Source organism: Streptomyces sp. NPDC054796 (assembly GCF_053611545.1).
In genome coordinates this window covers 190,854-209,541 of the sequence record NZ_JBSHAO010000006.1, presented here as the reverse complement: position 1 = coordinate 209,541, position 18,688 = coordinate 190,854, and the positions used below count along the sequence as shown (strand labels likewise).

21 protein-coding genes are annotated in these 18,688 nt (G+C 73.5%); 15 read left to right on the top strand and 6 right to left on the bottom strand.

Annotation, left to right across the window (positions count from 1 at the left end; translation table 11 throughout):
- Positions 1 to 70: 70 nt before the first annotated feature.
- Both ACWGJ2_RS07755 and ACWGJ2_RS07750 read left to right on the top strand, forming a co-directional pair.
- Positions 71 to 937, top strand: a complete 867-nt coding sequence (locus ACWGJ2_RS07755) for an AraC family transcriptional regulator (protein ID WP_453345083.1) — start codon at positions 71 to 73, stop codon at positions 935 to 937.
- 238 nt (positions 938 to 1,175) lie between these two features.
- Entirely contained in the window at positions 1,176 to 1,781 is a 606-nt protein-coding gene (locus ACWGJ2_RS07750; protein ID WP_453345082.1) for a dihydrofolate reductase family protein, read from the top strand.
- A gap of 48 nt (positions 1,782 to 1,829) precedes the next feature.
- Here the strand turns inward: ACWGJ2_RS07750 and map are convergent, their stop codons facing one another.
- On the bottom strand, positions 1,830 to 2,624 hold the full coding sequence (gene map, locus ACWGJ2_RS07745; RefSeq protein WP_453345081.1) for a type I methionyl aminopeptidase: 795 nt from the start codon (positions 2,622 to 2,624) through the stop codon (positions 1,830 to 1,832).
- A gap of 64 nt (positions 2,625 to 2,688) precedes the next feature.
- Here map and ACWGJ2_RS07740 point away from each other — a divergent pair, with 64 nt between their 5' ends.
- Entirely contained in the window at positions 2,689 to 3,039 is a 351-nt protein-coding gene (locus ACWGJ2_RS07740) for a helix-turn-helix domain-containing protein (RefSeq protein ID WP_453345080.1), read from the top strand.
- 73 nt (positions 3,040 to 3,112) lie between these two features.
- On the opposite strand, the gene ACWGJ2_RS07735 is transcribed toward ACWGJ2_RS07740, so the two are convergent.
- Both ACWGJ2_RS07735 and ACWGJ2_RS07730 read right to left on the bottom strand, forming a co-directional pair.
- Positions 3,113 to 4,042, bottom strand: a complete 930-nt coding sequence (locus ACWGJ2_RS07735; protein ID WP_453345079.1) for a phosphotransferase family protein — start codon at positions 4,040 to 4,042, stop codon at positions 3,113 to 3,115.
- A 65-nt stretch (positions 4,043 to 4,107) separates the two neighbouring features.
- Positions 4,108 to 4,584 carry a MarR family winged helix-turn-helix transcriptional regulator gene (locus ACWGJ2_RS07730; protein ID WP_453345078.1) on the bottom strand — a complete coding sequence of 159 codons (477 nt, stop codon included), beginning with the start codon at positions 4,582 to 4,584 and terminating at the stop codon, positions 4,108 to 4,110.
- Between the two features lie 168 nt (positions 4,585 to 4,752).
- Here ACWGJ2_RS07730 and ACWGJ2_RS07725 point away from each other — a divergent pair, with 168 nt between their 5' ends.
- From ACWGJ2_RS07725 to ACWGJ2_RS07715, 3 genes are all read left to right on the top strand, one after another.
- Positions 4,753 to 5,739, top strand: a complete 987-nt coding sequence (locus tag ACWGJ2_RS07725) for an amidohydrolase family protein (RefSeq protein WP_453345077.1) — start codon at positions 4,753 to 4,755, stop codon at positions 5,737 to 5,739.
- A gap of 75 nt (positions 5,740 to 5,814) precedes the next feature.
- A complete protein-coding gene (locus tag ACWGJ2_RS07720) occupies positions 5,815 to 6,531 on the top strand; it encodes an SDR family NAD(P)-dependent oxidoreductase (RefSeq protein WP_453345076.1) in 717 nt (238 codons plus the stop codon).
- 90 nt (positions 6,532 to 6,621) lie between these two features.
- Entirely contained in the window at positions 6,622 to 7,068 is a 447-nt protein-coding gene (locus ACWGJ2_RS07715) for a TIGR03618 family F420-dependent PPOX class oxidoreductase (protein WP_453345075.1), read from the top strand.
- Positions 7,069 to 7,079: 11 nt separating this feature from the next.
- Here the strand turns inward: ACWGJ2_RS07715 and ACWGJ2_RS07710 are convergent, their stop codons facing one another.
- Positions 7,080 to 8,030: an alpha/beta fold hydrolase gene (locus tag ACWGJ2_RS07710; RefSeq protein ID WP_453345074.1), complete on the bottom strand. Its 951-nt coding sequence runs from the start codon at positions 8,028 to 8,030 to the stop codon at positions 7,080 to 7,082.
- Positions 8,031 to 8,134: 104 nt separating this feature from the next.
- On the opposite strand from ACWGJ2_RS07710, the gene ACWGJ2_RS07705 reads away from it, so the two are divergent.
- The 5 genes from ACWGJ2_RS07705 to ACWGJ2_RS07685 all read left to right on the top strand — a co-directional run bounded on the left by ACWGJ2_RS07705 (position 8,135) and on the right by ACWGJ2_RS07685 (position 12,731).
- Positions 8,135 to 8,905 (top strand): TetR/AcrR family transcriptional regulator, encoded by a 771-nt coding sequence (locus tag ACWGJ2_RS07705; RefSeq protein ID WP_453345073.1) that lies wholly within the window; start codon positions 8,135 to 8,137, stop codon positions 8,903 to 8,905.
- A gap of 162 nt (positions 8,906 to 9,067) precedes the next feature.
- Positions 9,068 to 9,442 (top strand): YciI family protein, encoded by a 375-nt coding sequence (locus tag ACWGJ2_RS07700; RefSeq protein WP_453345072.1) that lies wholly within the window; start codon positions 9,068 to 9,070, stop codon positions 9,440 to 9,442.
- Positions 9,443 to 9,532: 90 nt separating this feature from the next.
- Positions 9,533 to 10,909, top strand: a complete 1,377-nt coding sequence (locus ACWGJ2_RS07695) for an RNA polymerase sigma factor (RefSeq protein ID WP_453345071.1) — start codon at positions 9,533 to 9,535, stop codon at positions 10,907 to 10,909.
- A 131-nt stretch (positions 10,910 to 11,040) separates the two neighbouring features.
- Positions 11,041 to 11,394 (top strand): YciI family protein, encoded by a 354-nt coding sequence (locus tag ACWGJ2_RS07690; protein ID WP_453345070.1) that lies wholly within the window; start codon positions 11,041 to 11,043, stop codon positions 11,392 to 11,394.
- An 80-nt stretch (positions 11,395 to 11,474) separates the two neighbouring features.
- A complete protein-coding gene (locus ACWGJ2_RS07685) occupies positions 11,475 to 12,731 on the top strand; it encodes an RNA polymerase sigma factor (protein ID WP_453345123.1) in 1,257 nt (418 codons plus the stop codon).
- Positions 12,732 to 12,843: 112 nt separating this feature from the next.
- Here ACWGJ2_RS07685 and ACWGJ2_RS07680 read toward each other — a convergent pair whose 3' ends face one another.
- Positions 12,844 to 14,136, bottom strand: coding sequence for an ROK family transcriptional regulator (locus ACWGJ2_RS07680; protein WP_453345069.1), 1,293 nt, complete (start codon positions 14,134 to 14,136; stop codon positions 12,844 to 12,846).
- A 94-nt stretch (positions 14,137 to 14,230) separates the two neighbouring features.
- Between ACWGJ2_RS07680 and ACWGJ2_RS07675 the strand changes: the two genes are divergently transcribed.
- The gene (locus tag ACWGJ2_RS07675) at positions 14,231 to 15,439 is read left to right on the top strand and encodes an MFS transporter (protein ID WP_453345068.1); all 1,209 of its coding nucleotides are present in this window, start codon (positions 14,231 to 14,233) and stop codon (positions 15,437 to 15,439) included.
- Positions 15,440 to 15,459: 20 nt separating this feature from the next.
- A complete protein-coding gene (locus ACWGJ2_RS07670) occupies positions 15,460 to 15,717 on the top strand; it encodes a hypothetical protein (protein ID WP_453345067.1) in 258 nt (85 codons plus the stop codon).
- A 3-nt stretch (positions 15,718 to 15,720) separates the two neighbouring features.
- On the opposite strand, the gene ACWGJ2_RS07665 is transcribed toward ACWGJ2_RS07670, so the two are convergent.
- Positions 15,721 to 16,413 (bottom strand): TetR/AcrR family transcriptional regulator, encoded by a 693-nt coding sequence (locus tag ACWGJ2_RS07665; RefSeq protein ID WP_453345066.1) that lies wholly within the window; start codon positions 16,411 to 16,413, stop codon positions 15,721 to 15,723.
- A 51-nt stretch (positions 16,414 to 16,464) separates the two neighbouring features.
- On the opposite strand from ACWGJ2_RS07665, the gene ACWGJ2_RS07660 reads away from it, so the two are divergent.
- On the top strand, positions 16,465 to 17,637 hold the full coding sequence (locus ACWGJ2_RS07660; RefSeq protein ID WP_453345065.1) for an FAD-dependent oxidoreductase: 1,173 nt from the start codon (positions 16,465 to 16,467) through the stop codon (positions 17,635 to 17,637).
- Between the two features lie 139 nt (positions 17,638 to 17,776).
- Positions 17,777 to 18,601: a hypothetical protein gene (locus ACWGJ2_RS07655; RefSeq protein WP_453345064.1), complete on the top strand. Its 825-nt coding sequence runs from the start codon at positions 17,777 to 17,779 to the stop codon at positions 18,599 to 18,601.
- Positions 18,602 to 18,688: the final 87 nt, after the last annotated feature.

Here is an 18,688-nt window from a genome sequence, read left to right as displayed (position 1 = left end):
CCGCCTTTCTCGGGTGCGGCGTTCAGGGCCGCGCCTGATTGAATCGACGGCCGGGATCTTGGAGGCGGGCATGCTGGAGCGGCTCAATCAGGCCATGGAGCACATCGAGCGGCAGCTCGACGGCTTCGTCGACGTGGGCGAGCTGGCGCGGGTCGCGGCCACCTCGGAGTACCACCTGCGGCGGATGTTCTCGGCGCTCGCCGGGATGCCGCTGTCGGAGTACATCAGGCGCCGTCGGCTGACCGTCGCGGGCGCGGAGGTACTGGCCGGTGAGCGGACGCTGCTGGAGATCGCGGTGCGGTACGGGTACGGCTCGGGAGAGGCATTCGCGCGGGCATTCCGCGCGGTGCACGGCGTCGGGCCCGGCGAGGCGCGGCGCACCGGCGCGGCGCTCAGCTCCCAGCCCCGGATGGCCTTCCGCCTCATCGTCGACGGGAGCGGCAGCATGCGCTACCGCGTCGTGCGCAAGCCGGAGTTCAGCATCGTCGGGGCGAAGGCCCGGGTGCCGCGCGTGCACTCGGGGCCGAACCAGGCGATCATCGATTTCGTCCGCGGGACCGGCGACCAGGCAAGGAAGCTGCTGGAGACGCTGTCCGACCAGGAGCCGCACGGCATCCTCGCGGTCTGCGACGGCCTCGATCCCAGCCGGGCGGAGGGCACCGACCTCGACTACTACCACGGGGTCGTCACCTCGGCGTTCGCGCCGGAGGGCATGGCCACTCTGCCCGTGCCGGCCGGGACATGGGCGGTCTTCACCACCTCGGGGCCGGCGCCGGAGGCGGTCCAAGCGCTGTGGCGTGATGTGTTCACCGAGTGGTTCCCGTCGAACCCGTACCGGAGCCGCCCCGGGCCGGAGATCCTTCGCACGCGAATGTCGGCGGACGGCAGCGAGGCCGATGCCGAGCTGTGGCTGCCGGTGGAACGGGAGGCCGATTGATTCCGGAATCCCTCCCTGCCCCTGTTCGCCGGGGCCGGCACGCCGGCCCCGGCGAACAGGCGGACGGCCCCCCGGCTCTCCGACCAGAATGCTCAGCCCCGCCAAGTGCCGACCTGACCGGCCGCCGCGTCATGGGTTTTCTCGTTACCGCACAGCGCGGCCGATGAGTATGCGGCTCGCGGCCGGTCCAAGCTCGTGACACCCAGGGACTCGTGGCCCCCAAGGAAGGGACACCGCCATGTCGGAGCTTCTCGTCGACTTCATCACCTCCCTCGACGGCTGTGCGTCAGGGGAGGGATGGCCCGGTTTCTGGGGCCTCGAAGGCCCGGAGTACCTCGCGTGGCTCGGCGAGCAGCCCGAGGCCACCTACCTGATGGGAGCGAACACCTACCGCCTGATGTCGGGCTTCGCCTCGGGCGAGGTCCCGACCGGCCAGGACGAGTTCAGGCCCGAGGAAGAGGCGTCCGTCGACGAGCTCACGCAAGCGTCCAAGGTGGTGTTCTCCTCCTCGCTCGGGGAGCCACTGAAGTGGGCCAACTCCACGCTCGTCCGCGACGACGCCGTCGAGGCGGTCCGCGCCATGAAGTCGAGCGGCTCGGGGCTCCTCAGCACGATCGGCAGCCTCAGCCTGTGCCGGTCCCTGCTGCGAGCCGGACTCGTGGACCGCTTCCGGGTCGTGATGTTCCCGGTGATCACCGGGGCCACGGGGGCAGAACGCGTCTACGACGGCTATCCGGACATCGCCCTGGAGATGATCGAGCACCGCACCTTCGACGGCCGCATCCAGCTCGTCGAGTACAAGCCCCGCGTGCTCGAACACCCGCCGCTCGGCACCCCTGCGTGACGTCGCCCCGTCCGCCGGTCCGGACGGCGCGGCAGCGGCATCGGCCCCTTACGGGCGGGTCGGGTGGGTCGGGCGGGTCGGGCGGGTGAGGATTTCGGCTCCGTCCTCGGTGATGGCGATGGTGTGCTCGCTGTGCGCGGTCCGGCAGCCCGTCGCGCTGCGCAGCGTCCAGCCGTCGGCGTCGGTGACGAGTGTGGCGGTGTCGGCCATGACCCAGGGCTCCAGGGCGAGCAGCAGTCCGGGGCGGAGCTTGTATCCGCGGCCGGGCCGTCCGGTGTTCGCGATGTGCGGGTCCTGGTGCATGGTCGAGCCGATGCCGTGGCCTCCGAACTCGGTGTTGACCGGGTAGCCCGCCTCGCTGAGGACCGTGCCGATGGCGTGGGAGAGGTCGCCGGTGCGTGCCCCGGGCCTGGCGGCGGCGATACCGGCGGCGAGTGCGCGTTCGGTCGCCTCGATCATCGCGACGCTCTCCGCGGGCCTGGCCTTGCCCACCAGGAAGCTGATCGCGGCATCCGCGGCGACCCCGCCCCTGACCACGGCGAGGTCGAGAGTCAGCAGATCCCCGTCCGCCAGCGTGTAGTGGTGAGGCAGCCCATGGAGCACTCCGTCGTTGACGGCCGTGCAGATGTAGTGCCCGAACGGGCCGCGCCCGAAGGAGGGCGCGTAGTCGACGTAGCAGGACTGCGCCCCCGCCTCGGTGATCATCTCCTTGGCCCACTGGTCGATGTCCAGCAGATTCGTCCCGACCGTGCTGCGCCGCTTCAGCGTGTGCAGGATGTGCCCGACCAGGGCGCCGGTGTCCCTCGCCCGCTCGAGCTGCGCGGAGTTCAGGATCTCGATCATGGGGGCCTCTCAGGTGCGTCCAATAACTATACCGGTCTAACTATACCGGTATTAGAGTGGGGTCATGGTCAGGCTGCCGCTCACCCCCGCCGAAGTAGAACGCGGAGAGCGCCTCGGCGCTCTGCTCCGCCGGGCCCGGGGCTGCCGCTCCATGCTGGACGTGGCGCTCGCCGCGCAGATCTCGCCGGAAACCCTGCGGAAGATCGAATCCGGCCGCGTGGCCACCCCCGCCTTCCCGACCATCGCGGCGATCGCCGACACCCTCGGCCTGTCCCTCGACGCCGTCTGGGCCGAGATCAGCCAGGCGGAGCGAGCCGACGCGGGACGAACCGTCGAGGAGCGGACCGTCGAGGAGCGGACCGTCGCGGATCAGCCGGTCGCGTCCGTCGCGCGGCACCCGTCACTGGTCTCCTGACGCCGCGCCCCGCGAAGACCCCGCCGGGCCGGTTGGGGCCGGGCCGTGCCCGACGGGGCAGGACCGCCCCGGCTCATTCCGGCGCGTCCATCAGGGCGGTGACATAGGCGTCCAGCCGCTTCTCCACGGCTCGCGTCGTCAGCTCCGTCCTCCCCGCCTCCCGCCACGGCCGCGACACCAGCCGCACCTCTTCCGAGGACGCCAGGGCGTCCCGCACCCGCCAGTACAGCCGCTCGCCCGCGGTCGCGGCCAGCACCCCGCCCGCCTGCTCGTACGCCTCGGCGAACCGCAGGCCCCACGCCGGGCCGTGCAGCAGCGCGAGATTGACGGAGCAGTGCGCCACGTCGAGATCCGCCGGCCCCCAGGACGCCCCCGCCCAGTCGACGACGCCGGTGAGCCGGGCACCCGCCGGTCCTGCGGGCGGCACGTCGAACAGCACATTGCCGGGCTGGAAGTCCCTGTGCAGGAAGCACCCCTCGTAGGGCGGCGCGGGCCCGCGGATCACGTCGATGGCAGCGGCCCATGCCGCCGCGTCGGCGCCCCTCGGGATCACGACGGTGTCGGCGGTCGTCAGCGCCGCATACCCCCGGGGCCGCTCGGCGGGCCGCACCGCGTGGATCGCCACGAGCTGACGGGCCAGCAGAGGGACGCGCGTCTCCAGCCCCTCGTCGTCAAGGACCGGCCGGCCCGCGAGATGCGTCATGAGAAGCGACGGGTACTCGCAGTGCGCGGCGACGGGATCGACCGCGACGAGCCCGGGAACCGGCACACCGGTCCCCACGAGCAGGGCCAGGGCGCCCGCCTCCCTGTGCAGCCGGTCCGCGGCGTGCTCCACGTCGACGAAGGTCCGCAGCACCAGATCACGAGTGCCCCCGTCCCGCCTGCCCCGCCTGCCCCGCCTGCCCCGCCCGCCGACGGTCAGCCTCCGCATCTCGGCGGTGATGCCGCCGCGCAGCACCTCGGCTCCGAGGACCCGCTCACCTGGCTCCAGGTGCCGGTTCACCCAGGCAAGGGCCGACGGCCGGACGGCCGCAGCCCCATCTGCCCCATCCGCCTCGTCGTGGCTGGTCACCGCGCCGCGCCCCGGCCCTTCCTGGCAGGGTCCGCAGCGGCGCGGGTGCGGTCGAGGAGCTGCGACTCGATGCGCCGGAGCGTGGTGATCACCGCATCCGCCTCGGCGGCGTCGGGCACGGTCTCGTCCAGGAGACGGCTCCAGGCGTCCTGGAGATACCCCAGGTTCTCGCCCGCCTTCCGCGTCGGATACAGGCGCACGCGCCGGGCGTCGTCGGGGTCGGCTTCGCGGCGCACCAGCTCCTTCTGCTCCAGCTTGCGCAGCGCCCGGCTGAAGTTGCTGGAGATGAGCTGCGTCGCCTCGGCCGCCTGACTCGCGGTGGCGCCCGGCTGATGGTCGATGTAACGCATGACCGCCGCTTCGAGCGGCGTCCATGACTCCGCCGCGTCCGCCTTGGCGGCGTGCAGGTGCCGGCTGATCGCCAGGATCAGGTCGGCCAGCTCGAACAGTCTGGCCTTCTGTGTCTCGTCCACTCCTTCAGTGTATTTTACCTGTCACTTGATAGTTATCACTTGACAGGTAACAGGGCGCCGCTTAGCTTTGCCCATGTATGGCGGGAAACATCTCGTTCGGGGCCCGGGTGTCCGTGGCCCCCGCCACCCCTCCTCCCCTCCCCCATTCCTCCTGAAGGAACGCTGACCATGCCCCTCATCGGCATCGAAGAACACTGGATGCTGCCGGAGCTGACCTCCGCCCTCGAAGCAGTCGCCCACCCTGACGAGAGCCTCGCCTTCAATAAGCGGGGCGATACCGGCCGGCGGCTCGAAGACCTCGGCGCCGGCCGGATCTCCACCATGGACGCCCAGGGCATCGACGTCGCCATCCTCGCCCTCACACCGCCCGGAACCCAGTCGCTGCCCCCCGAGGAGGCGGTCGCGCTCAGCCGCCTCGCGAACGACACCGCCGCTGCCGCGGTGAGCGCCCACCCGACGCGGTTCAGATCACTGTCGACGCTGCCGATGTCGTCCCCGCGCCACGTCGCCGCCGAACTCGAACGCGCCGCGGCCCAGGGCCACGTGGGAAGCATGGTCTACGGACGGTCCGGCGAGCGCTTCCTGGACGATCCCGTCTACGACGACTTCTTCGCCGCTGCCGCCGAACTGCGCCAGCCGGTCTTCATCCACCCGCAGATCCCCTCCGACGCGCTGCGCGACGCCGCCTACAGGGGCTTCGACCCCATGACCGATCTGGCTCTGGCCACCTTCGGCTGGGGCTGGCACCTGGAAGCGGCGACGGCGGCGCTGCGGCTCATCCTGCGCGGCACCTTCGACCGGCACCCCGGTCTCCAGATCGTGCTGGGCCACTGGGGCGAGCTGCTGCTCTTCTGGCTGGACCGGGCCGACAGCCTCTCCCGCCTCGCCGGTCTCGAACGCCCGGTCTCGGACTACATCCGCACCAACGTCTTCGTCACGGCCTCGGGAATGCTCAACCCCGCCCTGCTGCGGCACGCCCTGACGGTGACGACGGTCGACAGGCTGATCTTCTCCACCGACTACCCCTTCCAGCAGCCCGGCCGGGCGGAGATCGACGCCTTCTTCGGTCACCTCGCCAGCGGCACGGACCGGCACAAGGTCCGCTCGGCCAACGCCGCCGCCCTCTTCGGCATCGACCTCACCACACCCCACTGACCTCTGCCTCCCCTGACTCCGGCCCCTGACCACCCCTGACGCCCGACCCGACCAGCGCTACGGAGACGACGCGACATGACGCAGCAGCCCAGCACTCACGAGCACACCCCCACCGCCCTGATCGTCGGCGCGTCCCGCGGGCTCGGGTGCGCCATGGCGGCCGAACTCGCCGACCGAGCATGGTCGGTCATCGGCACCGTCAGGGGCACGGCCCGCACCCCGCTGCACGACCTCGCCGACCGCCGCCCCGAACAGATCCGCGTGGAACACCTCGACATCACCGAGCCCGAGCAACTCGCGCCCCTGCGCGAGCGCCTGGCCGGAACGCGGCTCGACGTCCTGTTCGTGAACGCGGGCACCACCAACAACGAACAGACACCCATCGGAGACGTCCCCACGCAGGACTTCATCGAGGTCATGGTCACCAACGCGCTCAGCCCTCTGCGCGTCATCGAGGCGCTCGACGGCCTGGTGAGCCCCAGCGGCCTCATCGGCGTGATGTCCTCGGGGCAGGGCAGCATCGCCGACAACACCACCGGAGGGCGCGAGGTCTACCGCGGCAGCAAGGCGGCCCTCAACATGTACATGCGCAGCTACGCCGCCCGCCAGGCGGACACCGACCGCGCCCTGCTGCTGATGGCGCCGGGCTGGATACGCACCGAACTCGGCGGCGAGGACGCGCCGTACAGCGTGAAGGAGAGCATCCCGCTCCTCGTGGACGTCCTGCTCTCCCGCCTGGACACCACGGGCCTGGCGTACCTGGACCGCTTCGGCCGGCCCGTCCCCTGGTGACCGCACCGACGGCCCGGAGCCGGAACCGGAACCGGGCCGGGGCCGCTCCCCCCGGGCCGTCGCGATGATCATGATTGGTAGCCTCCCGGGATGACTGCGACCTTCGACGAAGCCGTCCGCGCCCGCCTGAAAGCCCCCCTCATCTGGTACGTCGGGACCGTGTTCCCCGATGGAGCGCCGCAGGTCAGCCCCATGTGGGTGGACCTGGAGGGCGAGAACGAGCTGACGTTCAACACCTCCGTCGGCCGGGTGAAGGAGGAGAACCTGCGCCACGACCCCCGCGTCTACCTCTCGCACGCGGACGCCGCCAACCCCTTCGACCGCGTGCAGATCAGCGGCGAGGTCGCCCGCTTCATCGAGGGCGAGGAGGCGCACGAGCGGATGGACCGGCTCGCCCAGAAGTACCTGGGCAGCGAGCGGTTCGAGTGGATCATGCCGGGCGAGGAGCGCGTCGCGGTGATCGTCCGCCCGGCCAAGGTGCGGCACATCGTCGGGGTGGAGCGGTTCCGTCCCGGCGGCCCGGTCCCCGCGTCCTGACCACCGTCACGTCAGCGTGCCGCGCCGGCCGCGTCGGCGAGGGCGCGGACCTCGGCCGTGACGGTCTCCCACGCGGGCGCGGGAAACTCGTGGCCGACGCCTGGCAGTAGGACCAGACGCGCGCCGGGAATCCGGGAGGCGATCGCGCGGGCCGCGGCGGGCCTGATGAGGGGGTCGTCCTCCCCGTGCAGCACGAGTGCGGGCCGGGTGAGGGCGCTGATCGGCGGGCCGTGCCAGCGGGCGCCGATCTGGCGGCTCTGCGCCCGCTGGTCGTGCACCCCGCTGTCCGCGTTGCGCTCGGCGGCGGCGCGGGCGGCCCGCTCGTCGAAGGGCCGGTTCGGCGAGGTGAGGAGGCGGGACACGGCGACGCCCGCCTCGACGGCGCCCTCACGCGTGTCCGGGAACCTCAGCCGGGCGAACTTCGCCAGCGTGCCCGCGCGTACGTACCGCAAGGTGCGCGGCCCCGCGATGTCTCCGGGAACGGCCGCCATGGACGTGAGCGAGCGGACGCGCTCCGGGTGGCGCAGCGCCACGCGCTGGGCGACGGCGCCGCCGAGCGAGACGCCCAGGAGATGCGCCGACGACCACCCGAGCCCGCTCATGACCGCGACGGCGTCGTCCGCCATGTCCTCGGCCGAGTAAGCCTCCGCGCGCCGCCTGGTGAGCAGCGCGGAGACCGGGGAGCGCGTGGAGGTGGGCGGCAGATGGGTCGACTCGCCGCCGTCGCGCTGGTCGTACCGGGCGACGGCGAAGCCCCGCGCGGCCAGCATCGCGCACAGCCCGTCGGGAACCCAGAACCGGTTGACGCCCAGACCCGTGACCAGCAGCAGCGGCTCACCGTCGGCGCCCTCCGTCAGCCGGTCGAAGGCCAGCCGCACCGAGCCGTTCGCGGCCCAGCGGACCGGCCTCCAGACGGGCGCGCCAGGTGCGACGGATGTGCCGGGTTCCGGTGACGGCGCCACAGGACCACCTCTCCTTGCCTTTTTACTGCGATCATTGTTCGCAGTTTTACTCTAGAGGCCCCGCCCCAGGACCGGAAGAGGCGGGTGGAGGAGGCTGGAGCGCGATGGAGGACGAGACGACGGACAGGGCGACGGGCAGAGCGACGGGACCGGTGACGGTCTGGGACCGGCCCGAGCGCGGCGCCCGCGGCCCCGCCGCAGGTCACAGCCGCGCCGAGCTGGCCGCCACCGCCGTCGGGCTGGCCGACCGGCGCGGACTCGCCGCGGTGTCCACACGCCAGGTGGCCAAGGAACTGGGCGTCGGCCAGTCGTCCCTCTACCGCTACATCTCCAGCCGCGAGGACCTGCTCGACCTGATGACGGACGCGGTGACGGGCGAGACCGACCTCGACGTCCCGCTCAGCGGCGACCCCGTCGAGGATCTGCTGGCCCTGGCCGTCAGGACCAAGGACGTGCATCTGCGGCACCCGTGGCTGTCCGACGTCCCGCCCGAACCCCTCCGGCTGGGCCCGCGCGGCCTGGCCTATCTGGAGTACGCGCTACGGGCCATGGCGCCGACGCGGCTGCCGGGACCGGCCAAGCTGGAGGCGGTCGCCGTGCTGAGCGCCCTCGTCGCGCAGTTCGCGCGCGCCGAACAGGCTGAACGGCAGGGCGCCCGCGCGGGCACCGGCCGCCAGGCGGCGCAGGCCGCGTATCTGCGCGCGGCCGTGGCACAGGGCGACCACCCGCACCTCGCGGCGGCCCTGGCCCCCTCCGGCCCACCGGCAGCGGACCCGGACCCGGACCAGGCCCGGCCCCAGGCCCAACCCCAGCCCCAGGACGCGGAGTCCCTGTTCCCCCGCACGATGCGACGGGTCCTCACCGCGCTCGTCTAGCGGCACGCGCGCTCGCACGCTCGCACACTCAGCGGACGGGTCCGCGCGGCGCGGAAAAATTCCGTGGAGAATTTTCCGGGAGCTGTCGATCCGGGCAACTCCCGTTCGACGCAGGGGTGAGAGGCGGGGAACACGCCCCGCCCTCCCGACCGAGGAGTCACCATGCCGCGCTACCTGACGATGATCCGTATGGACGAGCAGAACGCCCCCACCGACGCTCCGGGCCCCGAGTTCGACGAGCGCATGGGTGCGCTGTTCGAGGAGATCACCAAGGCCGGGGTCATGCTGGACACGGCCGGGCTCGGCCCCAGCGCCGAGGGCACCCGGATCACCTGGTCCGGCGGCAGGCTCAGCTACACCGACGGCCCGTTCACCGAGACCAAGGAGGTCGTCGGCGGCTACTCCATCATCCAGGCGAAGGACAAGGCCGAGGCCGTCGAGTGGACCAACCGCTTCCTTCGGGTCCACCCGGAGCACTGGAAGATCACGGCCGAGGTCCGCGAGATCGTCGAAGGTCCTGATGTGACCGCGAGCTGATCCCGGCCGCCTCCCGGCAACGGCCTTCCCACCAGCCCGCCCGCCAGGAAGACGCTTGCCGCTCCCCCGGGCTGCTGCTCTGATGTGCCCGTGACGGCAGAGAGCACGGAAGAGCACACGGCGCGAAGCACGGCGCAGGGCACATCCGGGGGTACGGCGGGGAGCACGGCCGAGGCGGTCGAGGCGGTGTTCAGGATCGAGTCCGCGCGGATCATCGCCGGGGTCACCCGCGTCGTGCGGGACGTGGGCATCGCCGAGGAACTGGCGCAGGACGCGCTGGTCGCCGCGCTGGAGCGGTGGCCACGGGCGGGCGTCCCGGACAACCCGGGCGCCTGGCTCATGGCCACCGCCAAGCACCGCGCGATCGATCTCGTACGGCGGCAGGAGACCTACGCGCGCAAGCTGGCCGAGGTCGGACGCTCCCTGGAGGACGTGCCGCCGCCGGGCGCGGCCGACGCCGCGGAGAACGCCGACGGAATCGACGGCATCGACGACGACCTGCTGCGGCTGATCTTCACCGCGTGCCACCCCGTGCTGTCGACGGAGGCCAGGGTCGCGCTCACCCTGCGCCTGCTGGGCGGGCTGACCACGCCCGAGATCGCCCGCGCCTTCCTCGTCGGCGAGGCGACGGTCGCCCAGCGCATCGTGCGCGCGAAGCGGACGCTGGCCAAGGCGGCGGTCCCCTTCGAGGTGCCCTACGGGGCCGACCGGGCGGGCCGCGTCGCCTCCGTCCTGGAGGTCATCTACCTCGTCTTCAACGAGGGGTACTCCGCCACCGCAGGTGACGACCTCGTCCGCCCAGCACTGTGCGAGGACGCGCTCCGGCTGGCCCGCGTGCTGGCAGGGCTGATGCCCCGGGAGCCCGAGGTGCACGGGCTGGTCTCGCTCCTGGAGTTCCAGTCCTCGCGCATCGCGGCCCGTACGGGCCCGGACGGCGAACCCGTGCTGCTCGCCGACCAGAACCGCGCGCACTGGAACCGTCCGCTCATGCGCCGGGGCGCCGAGTCCCTGCTGCGCGCGGGGCGCGGCCCGTACTCCGTGCAGGCCGCCATCGCCGCGTGCCATGCGCGGGCGCTCCGCTACGAGGACACGGACTGGGCGGCCATCGCCGCGCTGTACGGCAGGCTGATGGCGCTGGCCCCGTCCCCTGTCGTGGAGCTGAACCGCGCGGTCGCCGTCTCCATGGCCGAGGGGCCCGAGGCCGGGCTGCGCGTGGTGGACGTGCTGGCAGGGGAACCGGCGCTGAAGGACTACCACCTGCTGCCGAGCGTCAGGGGCGACCTGCTGGAGCGGCTGGGCCGACGGGACGAGGCACGCGCGCAGTTCGCGCTGGCGGCGTCCCTGGCCCGCAACGGACGCGAGCGGCAGCTCCTCCTGGAGCGGGCGGAACGGACCGCACGCGCGGAGACCGGTTCCGCGTCGTCCACGTCCGCGCCCACGCCCACGCCGACACTCGACGGTGTGTGACCAGCGCCACCCACCGGTCCACACTCGGGGTGTCGATCCGGGCCCCGCCCGTTCGTACAGAGGGTGAGAGACCGGCACCCGGCCGGTGACGACAACCCGGTGGCGACAACAGGGAACACAGGAGGAACACCATGCCGCAGTACCTGCTCAGCATCTACCAGCCCGACGGAGAGCCCCCCTCGGACGAGTTCCTGGAGCCGATCATGCGGGAGGTGGAGGCCGTGCACACCGAGCTGAGGGAGGCCGGCGCCTGGGTCTTCGCCGCCGGTCTCCACGCGCCGGACACGGCCACCGTGCTGCACCCGAGGGAAGGCGACCTGCTGACGACCGACGGCCCGTACGTCGAGGGCAAGGAGCACATCGGCGGGTTCACGGTCATCGAGGCGCCCGACCTGGACGCCGCGCTCGGCTGGGGCCGCAAGCTGGCCCGCGCGATCACCCTCCCGATCGAGGTCAGGCCGATGCAGTTCGGGAGCTGCGGTTGACCTCGGACGGGACGGGCGAACCCTCCGGTCAGGAGAGGGAGCCCGCGCCGCCGGACGTCGCGGCGGGCGCGGTCGAGCGCGTGTTCCGCGAGGAGTACGGGCGGGCCGTCGCGGTCCTCGTCCGCGTCTTCGGTGACATCGACGTCGCCGAGGAGGCGGTGCAGGACGCGTTCGCCACCGCGCTGCGGCGCTGGCCGTCCACCGGTCCGCCCCCGAGCCCGGCGGGCTGGATCATCACGACGGCACGCAACCGCGCGATCGACCGCCTCCGCCGCGAGGCGACCCGCGCCGACCGGCACGCCCAGGCCGCCGTGCTGCGTCCCCCCGTCGAACCGCCCGAGCCGCCCGAGCCGCCCGAGCTGACGGCGCGGGCCGCGCGGGCCGATCCGCCCGAGGAGGGGCCGGTGCACGACGACCGGCTGCGGCTGCTCTTCACGTGCTGCCACCCCGCGCTGGCCACGCCCTCGCAGGTCGCGCTGACGCTGCGGCTGCTGGGCGGGCTCACCACGGCCGAGATCGCCCGCGCCTTCCTCGTCAGCGAGCCCGCCATGGCCCAGCGGCTGGTGCGGGCCAAGCGGAAGATCCGGGTCGCGGGCATCCCGTACCGGGTCCCGTACGAGGCCGACCTCCCCGAACGCCTGCGCGCCGTGCTGGCCGTCGTCTACCTCGTCTTCAACGAGGGCCACACGGCCAGTTCGGGCGAGGCGCTCGGCCGTGCGGACCTCGCCGCCGAGGCCGTACGCCTCGGGCGGCTCCTCGTCGCGCTCATGCCGGACGAGCCCGAGGCCGTCGGACTGCTCGCCCTCACGCTGCTCGTCTCCTCGCGCCACGCGGCGCGCACGGGCCCTGACGGGCGGCTCGTGCGGCTGGCGGAGCAGGAGCGCGAGCGGTGGGACCGCGCGCTGATCGCCGAGGGCCAGGCCCTCGTGCGGGAGTGCCTGCGGCGCGGGCGGCCGGGGCCGTACCAGATCCAGGCGGCGATCAACGCCGTGCACAGCGAGGCGCCCAGCGCCGAGGCCACGGACTGGCGGCAGATCGTCCAGCTCTACGACCAGTTGACGGTGGTGGACCCGAGTCCCGTCGTGGCGCTCAACCGCGCGGTCGCCGGGGCCGAAGCGGAGGCCGGGGCCGGAGGCCCCGAGAAGGCGCTGGCCCTCGTGGACGGGCTCGCCCTCGACGGCTACCACCTCTTCCACGCCGTCCGCGCCGATCTGCTGCGGAAGCTGGGGCGCGCGGCGGAGGCGGTGGCCGCGTACGACGCGGCGATCGCCCGCACCGCGAACGAGGCCGAGCGCGACCTGCTGCGGCGTGGCCGCGCCGAACTCACCCACCGGTGAGGCCGGGAGAGCCCCTCCCCTCACGGACGAGGCACCGGTACCGGCACCGGCACTGGTACCGGCGCCAGGACGCGCCGGACCGGGCCGGGGCCGGGCGTTCGGCCCCGGCCCGTCACTCGCGCGGTCCGAAGAGTTCGTCCTGCGCCGCGTCGCGGGCGACGAGCAGCGCGCCGCGCAGGACGGCGGCGCCGCCGAGGGTTCCGGCCCGTACCTCCGTACGCAGCGGTGACAGCCGCAGCAGCCGCTCCTCGACGCGGGTGGCCAGCGCCTTGCCGCCCGCGTGGCCGACCTCGCCGCCGAGCACCACGCAGCCGGGGTCGAGGACGGCGGCGACGGACGCCGCGCCCAGCGCGACCCGGTCGGCCAGCACGTCCAGGAACGCGTCGCCCGCCGCGCCCGCCGAGAGCGCGGCGCGCACCAGCGCCGCCGCGGGCGGGGCCGCCGCGCCCCCGCCGTCCTCCGTCGCGCCACCCTCCTCGTTCTCCGGCGGCGCCGCGTCCCGCGCCACGACCCCGTGCTCCTCCGCCAGCCCGACGAGCGCCGCGCCGCCCACGAGGGAGTCGAACCCGCCGTCGCACCCTGTCGCCGACGGCAGCCCGGACGTCCCTGGCACCGGCAGGAAGCCGATCTCGCCCGCGCCGCCCGAGACCCCGCGCCGCAGTCGCCCGTCCAGGACGACGGCGGCGCCGGTGCCGTAGCCGAGCCAGAGGAAGACGAAGGTGTCGCGGTCGCGCGCCGCGCCCGCGCGCTGTTCGGCGACGGCGGCGAGGTTCGTCTCGTTCTCGACGGTCACGGTCGCACCGGCGCCGGCACCGCCGCCCGCAACCCCGGCCTGCCCTTCCCGCAGCGCGTCGACGAGCCTGCCGTGCCAGGCCGACGTGCCGCTGGTCGCCCGCAGTTCGCCGGTCGCGGGATCGACCAGGCCAGGGGCCCCGATGACGATGTGGCGCAGCCGCGTGGCGCCCGCCTCCCCCACCGTGCGCTCCAGCAGCGCCACGGCCCGCTCGACGGCGGGCTCCGCGCCGCCCGCGCCGGAGGGCCACGCGCCCGGCCCCGGACCCGTCGCGCCGCCGACGGGCAGGGACGCCTCGGCCAGGATGCTGCCGAGCAGGTCGGCGACGCCCACGCGGACGCTGTCGGTGCGCACGTCGAGCGCGGCGAGGTGGGCGCGGTCGGCCACGATCCCGTAGAGCCGCGCGTTCGGCCCGCGCCGCCGCGCCCCCGCCTCGCCGACGACTGCGATCAGGCCGGAGGTCTGGAGCCGTTCCACGAGGTCGGCGACGGTGGGGCGGGAGAGCCCCGTCAGGGTCTTGAGCTGACCCGCCGTCAGAGGGCCCTCTTCCTGGAGGTACTGGAGGGCGAGCCGGTCGTTCATGGCCCGGGCGGTGCTCGGTGATGCGGGCATGGCGGGATTCTCTCTCAGTATTCTTTTCCCTTTTTATCAGGCAGGGTTCCTGATAGTTTACGCGCCAGCCTGACCAGCGAGGAAAAGGGGCAGCATGCCGGGGGACACCGACTTCACCACCCGCCAGGTGCGCCGCGCGCGCGTCGCCGTCGCCGTGGTCTTCTGCGTCCACGGCTCCGTCACCGGGAGCTTCGCCACCCGCGTCCCGTGGATCCAGGAGCACGCTTCGGTCAGCGCGGGCCAGCTCGGACTGGCCCTCGCCTTCCCCGCCATCGGCGCCTCCGTGGCGATGCCGCTGGCCGGGGCCGTCAGCCACCGCTTCGGAGCCCGCACGGCGCTGCGCGGACTCCTCGCCCTGTGGACGCTCTCGCTCACCCTGCCCGCGCTCGCGCCGAACCTGGTCACGCTGTGCGCGGCGCTGTTCGTCTACGGCGCGACGTCGGGCATGTCGGACGTCGCGATGAACGCGCTGGGCATCGAGACCGAGAACCGCCTCGGCCGCTCGATCATGTCCGGGCTGCACGGCATGTGGAGCACGGGCGCGCTGATCGGCTCGGCCGCCGGTACCGTCGCCGCCCATCTGGGGGCCGACGCGCGGCTCCACCACGCCCTCGCCGCCGCCGCGCTGACGGTGCTCGGCCTCGTCGCCTGCCAGGGGGTGCTGGACCTGCGCAGCACCGCCGACGAGGAGGCGCCGCCGCGCTTCGCGCTCCCGCCGAAGTCCTCGCTGGCCATCGGCCTCGTCGGCTTCTGCGCGGTGTTCGCGGAGGGCGCCAGCCTCGACTGGTCCGCGGTCTATCTGCGGGACACCCTGGACACCTCGGCCGGGCTCGCCGCGGCCTCCACCACGGCCTTCGCACTGACGATGGCGGTGGCCCGGATCGCGGGCGACCGGGTGGTGGACCGCTTCGGCCCGGTGCGGACCGTACGCGTGGGCGGCGTGCTGGCCACGGCGGGCGGGCTGCTCGTCGTCGTGGCACCGCACCCGGCCGTGGCCATGTCCGGGTTCGGGTGCATGGGGCTCGGCGTGGCCGTGGTCGTGCCCCTGGCGTTCGCGGCGGCGGGACGCAGCGGCCCGAACCCGAGCCAGGCCATCGCGGGCGTCGCGACGATCACGTACACCTCGGGCCTCATCGCACCCTCGGCGATCGGCGCGGTGGCCGACGTGACGTCGCTGGTCGTGTCGTTCGGACTGGTCACCGTGCTGGCCTGCGGGCTGGTCCTCGGCGCCGGGGTGCTGCGCGCCGCGAGCCGCGAGGTGACGACGAAGACGGCGGACGGGGAACACCGGTACAGCGGCTGACGCCGAACCAGCTGGTGAGCGTGGCCGGGCCGGGACTCGGGCGCGGCGACGCGGAAGGCGCGGCCCTGGCCGCGCCGTACGGCGACTCCATGGTCGAGCGCGGCTCGTTCGGCGGGCTCCAGTTCGGCGGTGCGGAGGGAGTCGGCTGTCTGGCCCGGCATGCCGAGGAGGCGCCCGGTCCCGCCCCGCCACACGCGGGTGAGCGGTTCGCGGAACTGGTGCCCGGCCCCTCGGCCCCGCTCACCTCCGGCGGGAGCGGCGAGAGCGGCAGGGGCTGAGCGTCACGCCTGCGGCCTGGCGAGCCTGGCGGCCACGGCGTCGAGGACCCAGTCCAGGCCCGTCGCGAAGGATGTCTCGGCGTCCACGTCCGTGCCGTCGTACACGGCCTTGGCCAGCGCCGGGAAGCGGCCCGTGGCCAGCATTTTCGTCATGTGGGGGCCGTGGGCGCGCTGCCAGTCGCGCTTGGACATGCCCGTGGCGCGCTCGGCCCGCAGGTTCGTGATCTCGCGTCTGATCGCGCCGGTGAAGTAGGCGCTGACAGTCTCCACGGCGCGCATGACGGTGTCGGTGTCGGCGAGGCCGTCGAGTGCGGCCAGCGTGGACTCGGCGACGGCGAGGCCGTTCGGGCCCAGGGCCGGACGGCCGCCGAGCAGGTCGGCCAGCCATTCGTGGCGGAGAGCGGTCCGCCTGGTGCGGTGGGCGAGGACGCGCAGCGCCTCCCGCCAGTCACCTGACCGCTCCTCGGGGAGAATCTCGGCCTGGACCTCGTCCACCATGAGGTCGAACAGCTCCTCCTTGGTGGAGATGTATCCGTACAGCCGCATCGGGCCCGCGTTCAGCCGGGCGGCGACCTTCCGCAACGACACCGCTTCCAGCCCGCCCTCGTCGGCCAGCGCGACGGCCGCGGTGACGATGCGCTCACGGTCGAGCGGCACGGGTCGGGTCGGCGGCTCCGGACGGTCCCACACAGTCATGGCCACACCGTACTGTCGCGATCCATCGCCATGGCAATACAGTGTATCGGCATGAGACACCGTATCGCCGTAGTCGGGGGCGGCCCCGCCGGACTCACCTTCGCCCGCGTCCTGCACCGCCACGGGCACCCCGTCACCGTCCTCGAACGCGACGCGGCACCCGACGCGCGCCCCCCTGGCGGCACGCTGGACCTGCACGAAGGGCTGGGCCAGCGCGCGCTGGACAAGGCGGGGCTGCTGGCGGAGTTCCAGGCGCTGGCCCGCCCCGAGGGTCAGGCCATGCGCATCCTGGACACGGACGGGACGGTCCTGCGCGACTGGCCGCCCCGCCCGGATGACCGTGCCAACCCCGAGATCGACCGCGGGCAACTCCGTGACCTGCTGCTCGGCACTCTCGACGTCCAGTGGGGCCGGGGCGTGACGCGGGTGGTGCCCGGGGCCCGGGACGGCGTACTGGTCCATTTCACGGACGGGCGGCAGGAGGCGTTCGACCTCGTGGTCGGCGCGGACGGCGCCTGGTCCCGGACCCGCCCGGCGGTCTCGTCGGTGACGCCGCACTACACCGGCGTCACCTTCGTCGAGACCTCCCTCGACGACATCGACACCCGCCACCCTCGCCTCGCCCGGCTGATCGGCGACGGTTCCGTGGCCGTGTACGGGGTGAACCGAGCGCTCGTCGCCCAGCGCAACAGCGGCGGCCACGTCAAGGTGTACGCCCAGTTCCGCGCGCCGCTGGACCGGCACACACGCCCGGACCGGGACGGGGACAGGGACCTGGACGACGTCGAAGCCGTGCGGTCGGGTCTGCTGGCCATGTTCGACGGCTGGGCCGCCCCCGTCCTCGACCTCCTCCGCCACGGCACCGCCTTCGTCCACCGCCCCCTCCACGTCCTGCCCGTGTCCCACACCTGGACGCACGTCCCCGGCGTGACGCTGCTGGGCGACGCAGCCCACCTGATGCCCCCGTTGGGGGCGGGCGCGAACCTCGCGATGCTGGAGGGCGCCGAGCTCGCCGAGTCCGTCGCCGCCGGACCTGGAGGCCTGGACGAGGCCGTCCGCGCCTTCGAGGAACAGATGTGGGCACGGGCCGGCAGGTGGGCCAAGATCACGACGGCCGGTCTGGAGCGCCTCGTGAGCCCGGACCCCGCCGAGGCCCTCACCCTCTTCGACCAGGTCCAGTCGCCCGGTCGCGGGAGTGGTCCTCGGGGTCAGTCACGGGAGTGAAACGCGTGCGCATCCGGGTGCACGAGTGATGGGGCGGGGCCGCGGGCGGGTACCGCGAAACGCGAGATCGGGCCCGCGCCGTCCGCGGCGGGGCCCCCGTAAGGCCCCGTAAGACCCCCGTAAGAGAGGACCCTTTCCCATGCGCCGACTGAGCGCCGTAGCCCTCACCGCCACCGCCCTGTGCGGCATCGCGGCCGTCCCGGCCCACGCCGCTTCCGCCCCGGCGCCAAAGGCACCGTCCCAGGGCTGGGCCTTCCAGAGCGCCGACGGTGACAGCAACGGCGGAGTCACCCAAGAGGAGTTCATGGCGGCGTGGTTCGCGAACGACGGCGAGGGCTACGTACAGCCGACACGGGCGTTCGAAGAGGCGGACCACGACGACGACGGGCGGCTCAGCCCCGACGAGTTCGACGAGGCGTCCGGCCCCCAGACCCCCGGCCAGAACCAGGCTCCCGGACAGCAGGGCCAGGCTCCCGGCCAGGAGCAGGCACCCGCCCAGTCCCCGTCCGACCAGTCCCAGCCGTCCGACCAGCAGCAGTCGCCCCGAGGCCAGCAGGACACCCCGGGCCAGGACCAGCCCCCCGCCCAGGGGCAGACCCCCAAGGAGACCCCGGCACCCGGCGACCAGCAGGACACGCCCGGTCAGGGCCAGGCACCCGGCAACCAGCAGGAGGCCCCCGGCCAGCAGGGCCAGGCCCCCGGTCAGGAGCAGGCGCCGGGCCAGGAGCAGCAGGCTCCCGGTCAGCAGGGCAAGGCACCCGGCAACCTGCTGGACATCCCCGGCCAGGACCAGGTACCCGGTCAGCAGGAGCAGGCGCCTGGTCAGCAGGGCACGACCCCCGGCCAGCAGGGGCAGACCCCGGGCCAGGAGCAGCAGGCTCCCGGTCAGCAGGGCCAGACGCCCGGTCAGCAGGGGCAGTCGCCCGAGTCCGGTGCGCAGGCGAAGATCCCGTCCGGGCTCTGACACCTCGTCACACCCCGTCACACCCCGCGACACCACGCGACACCGCGCCGTTCCCGCCCGCCCCGCCCGTCAGCGGGGTGGGCGGGG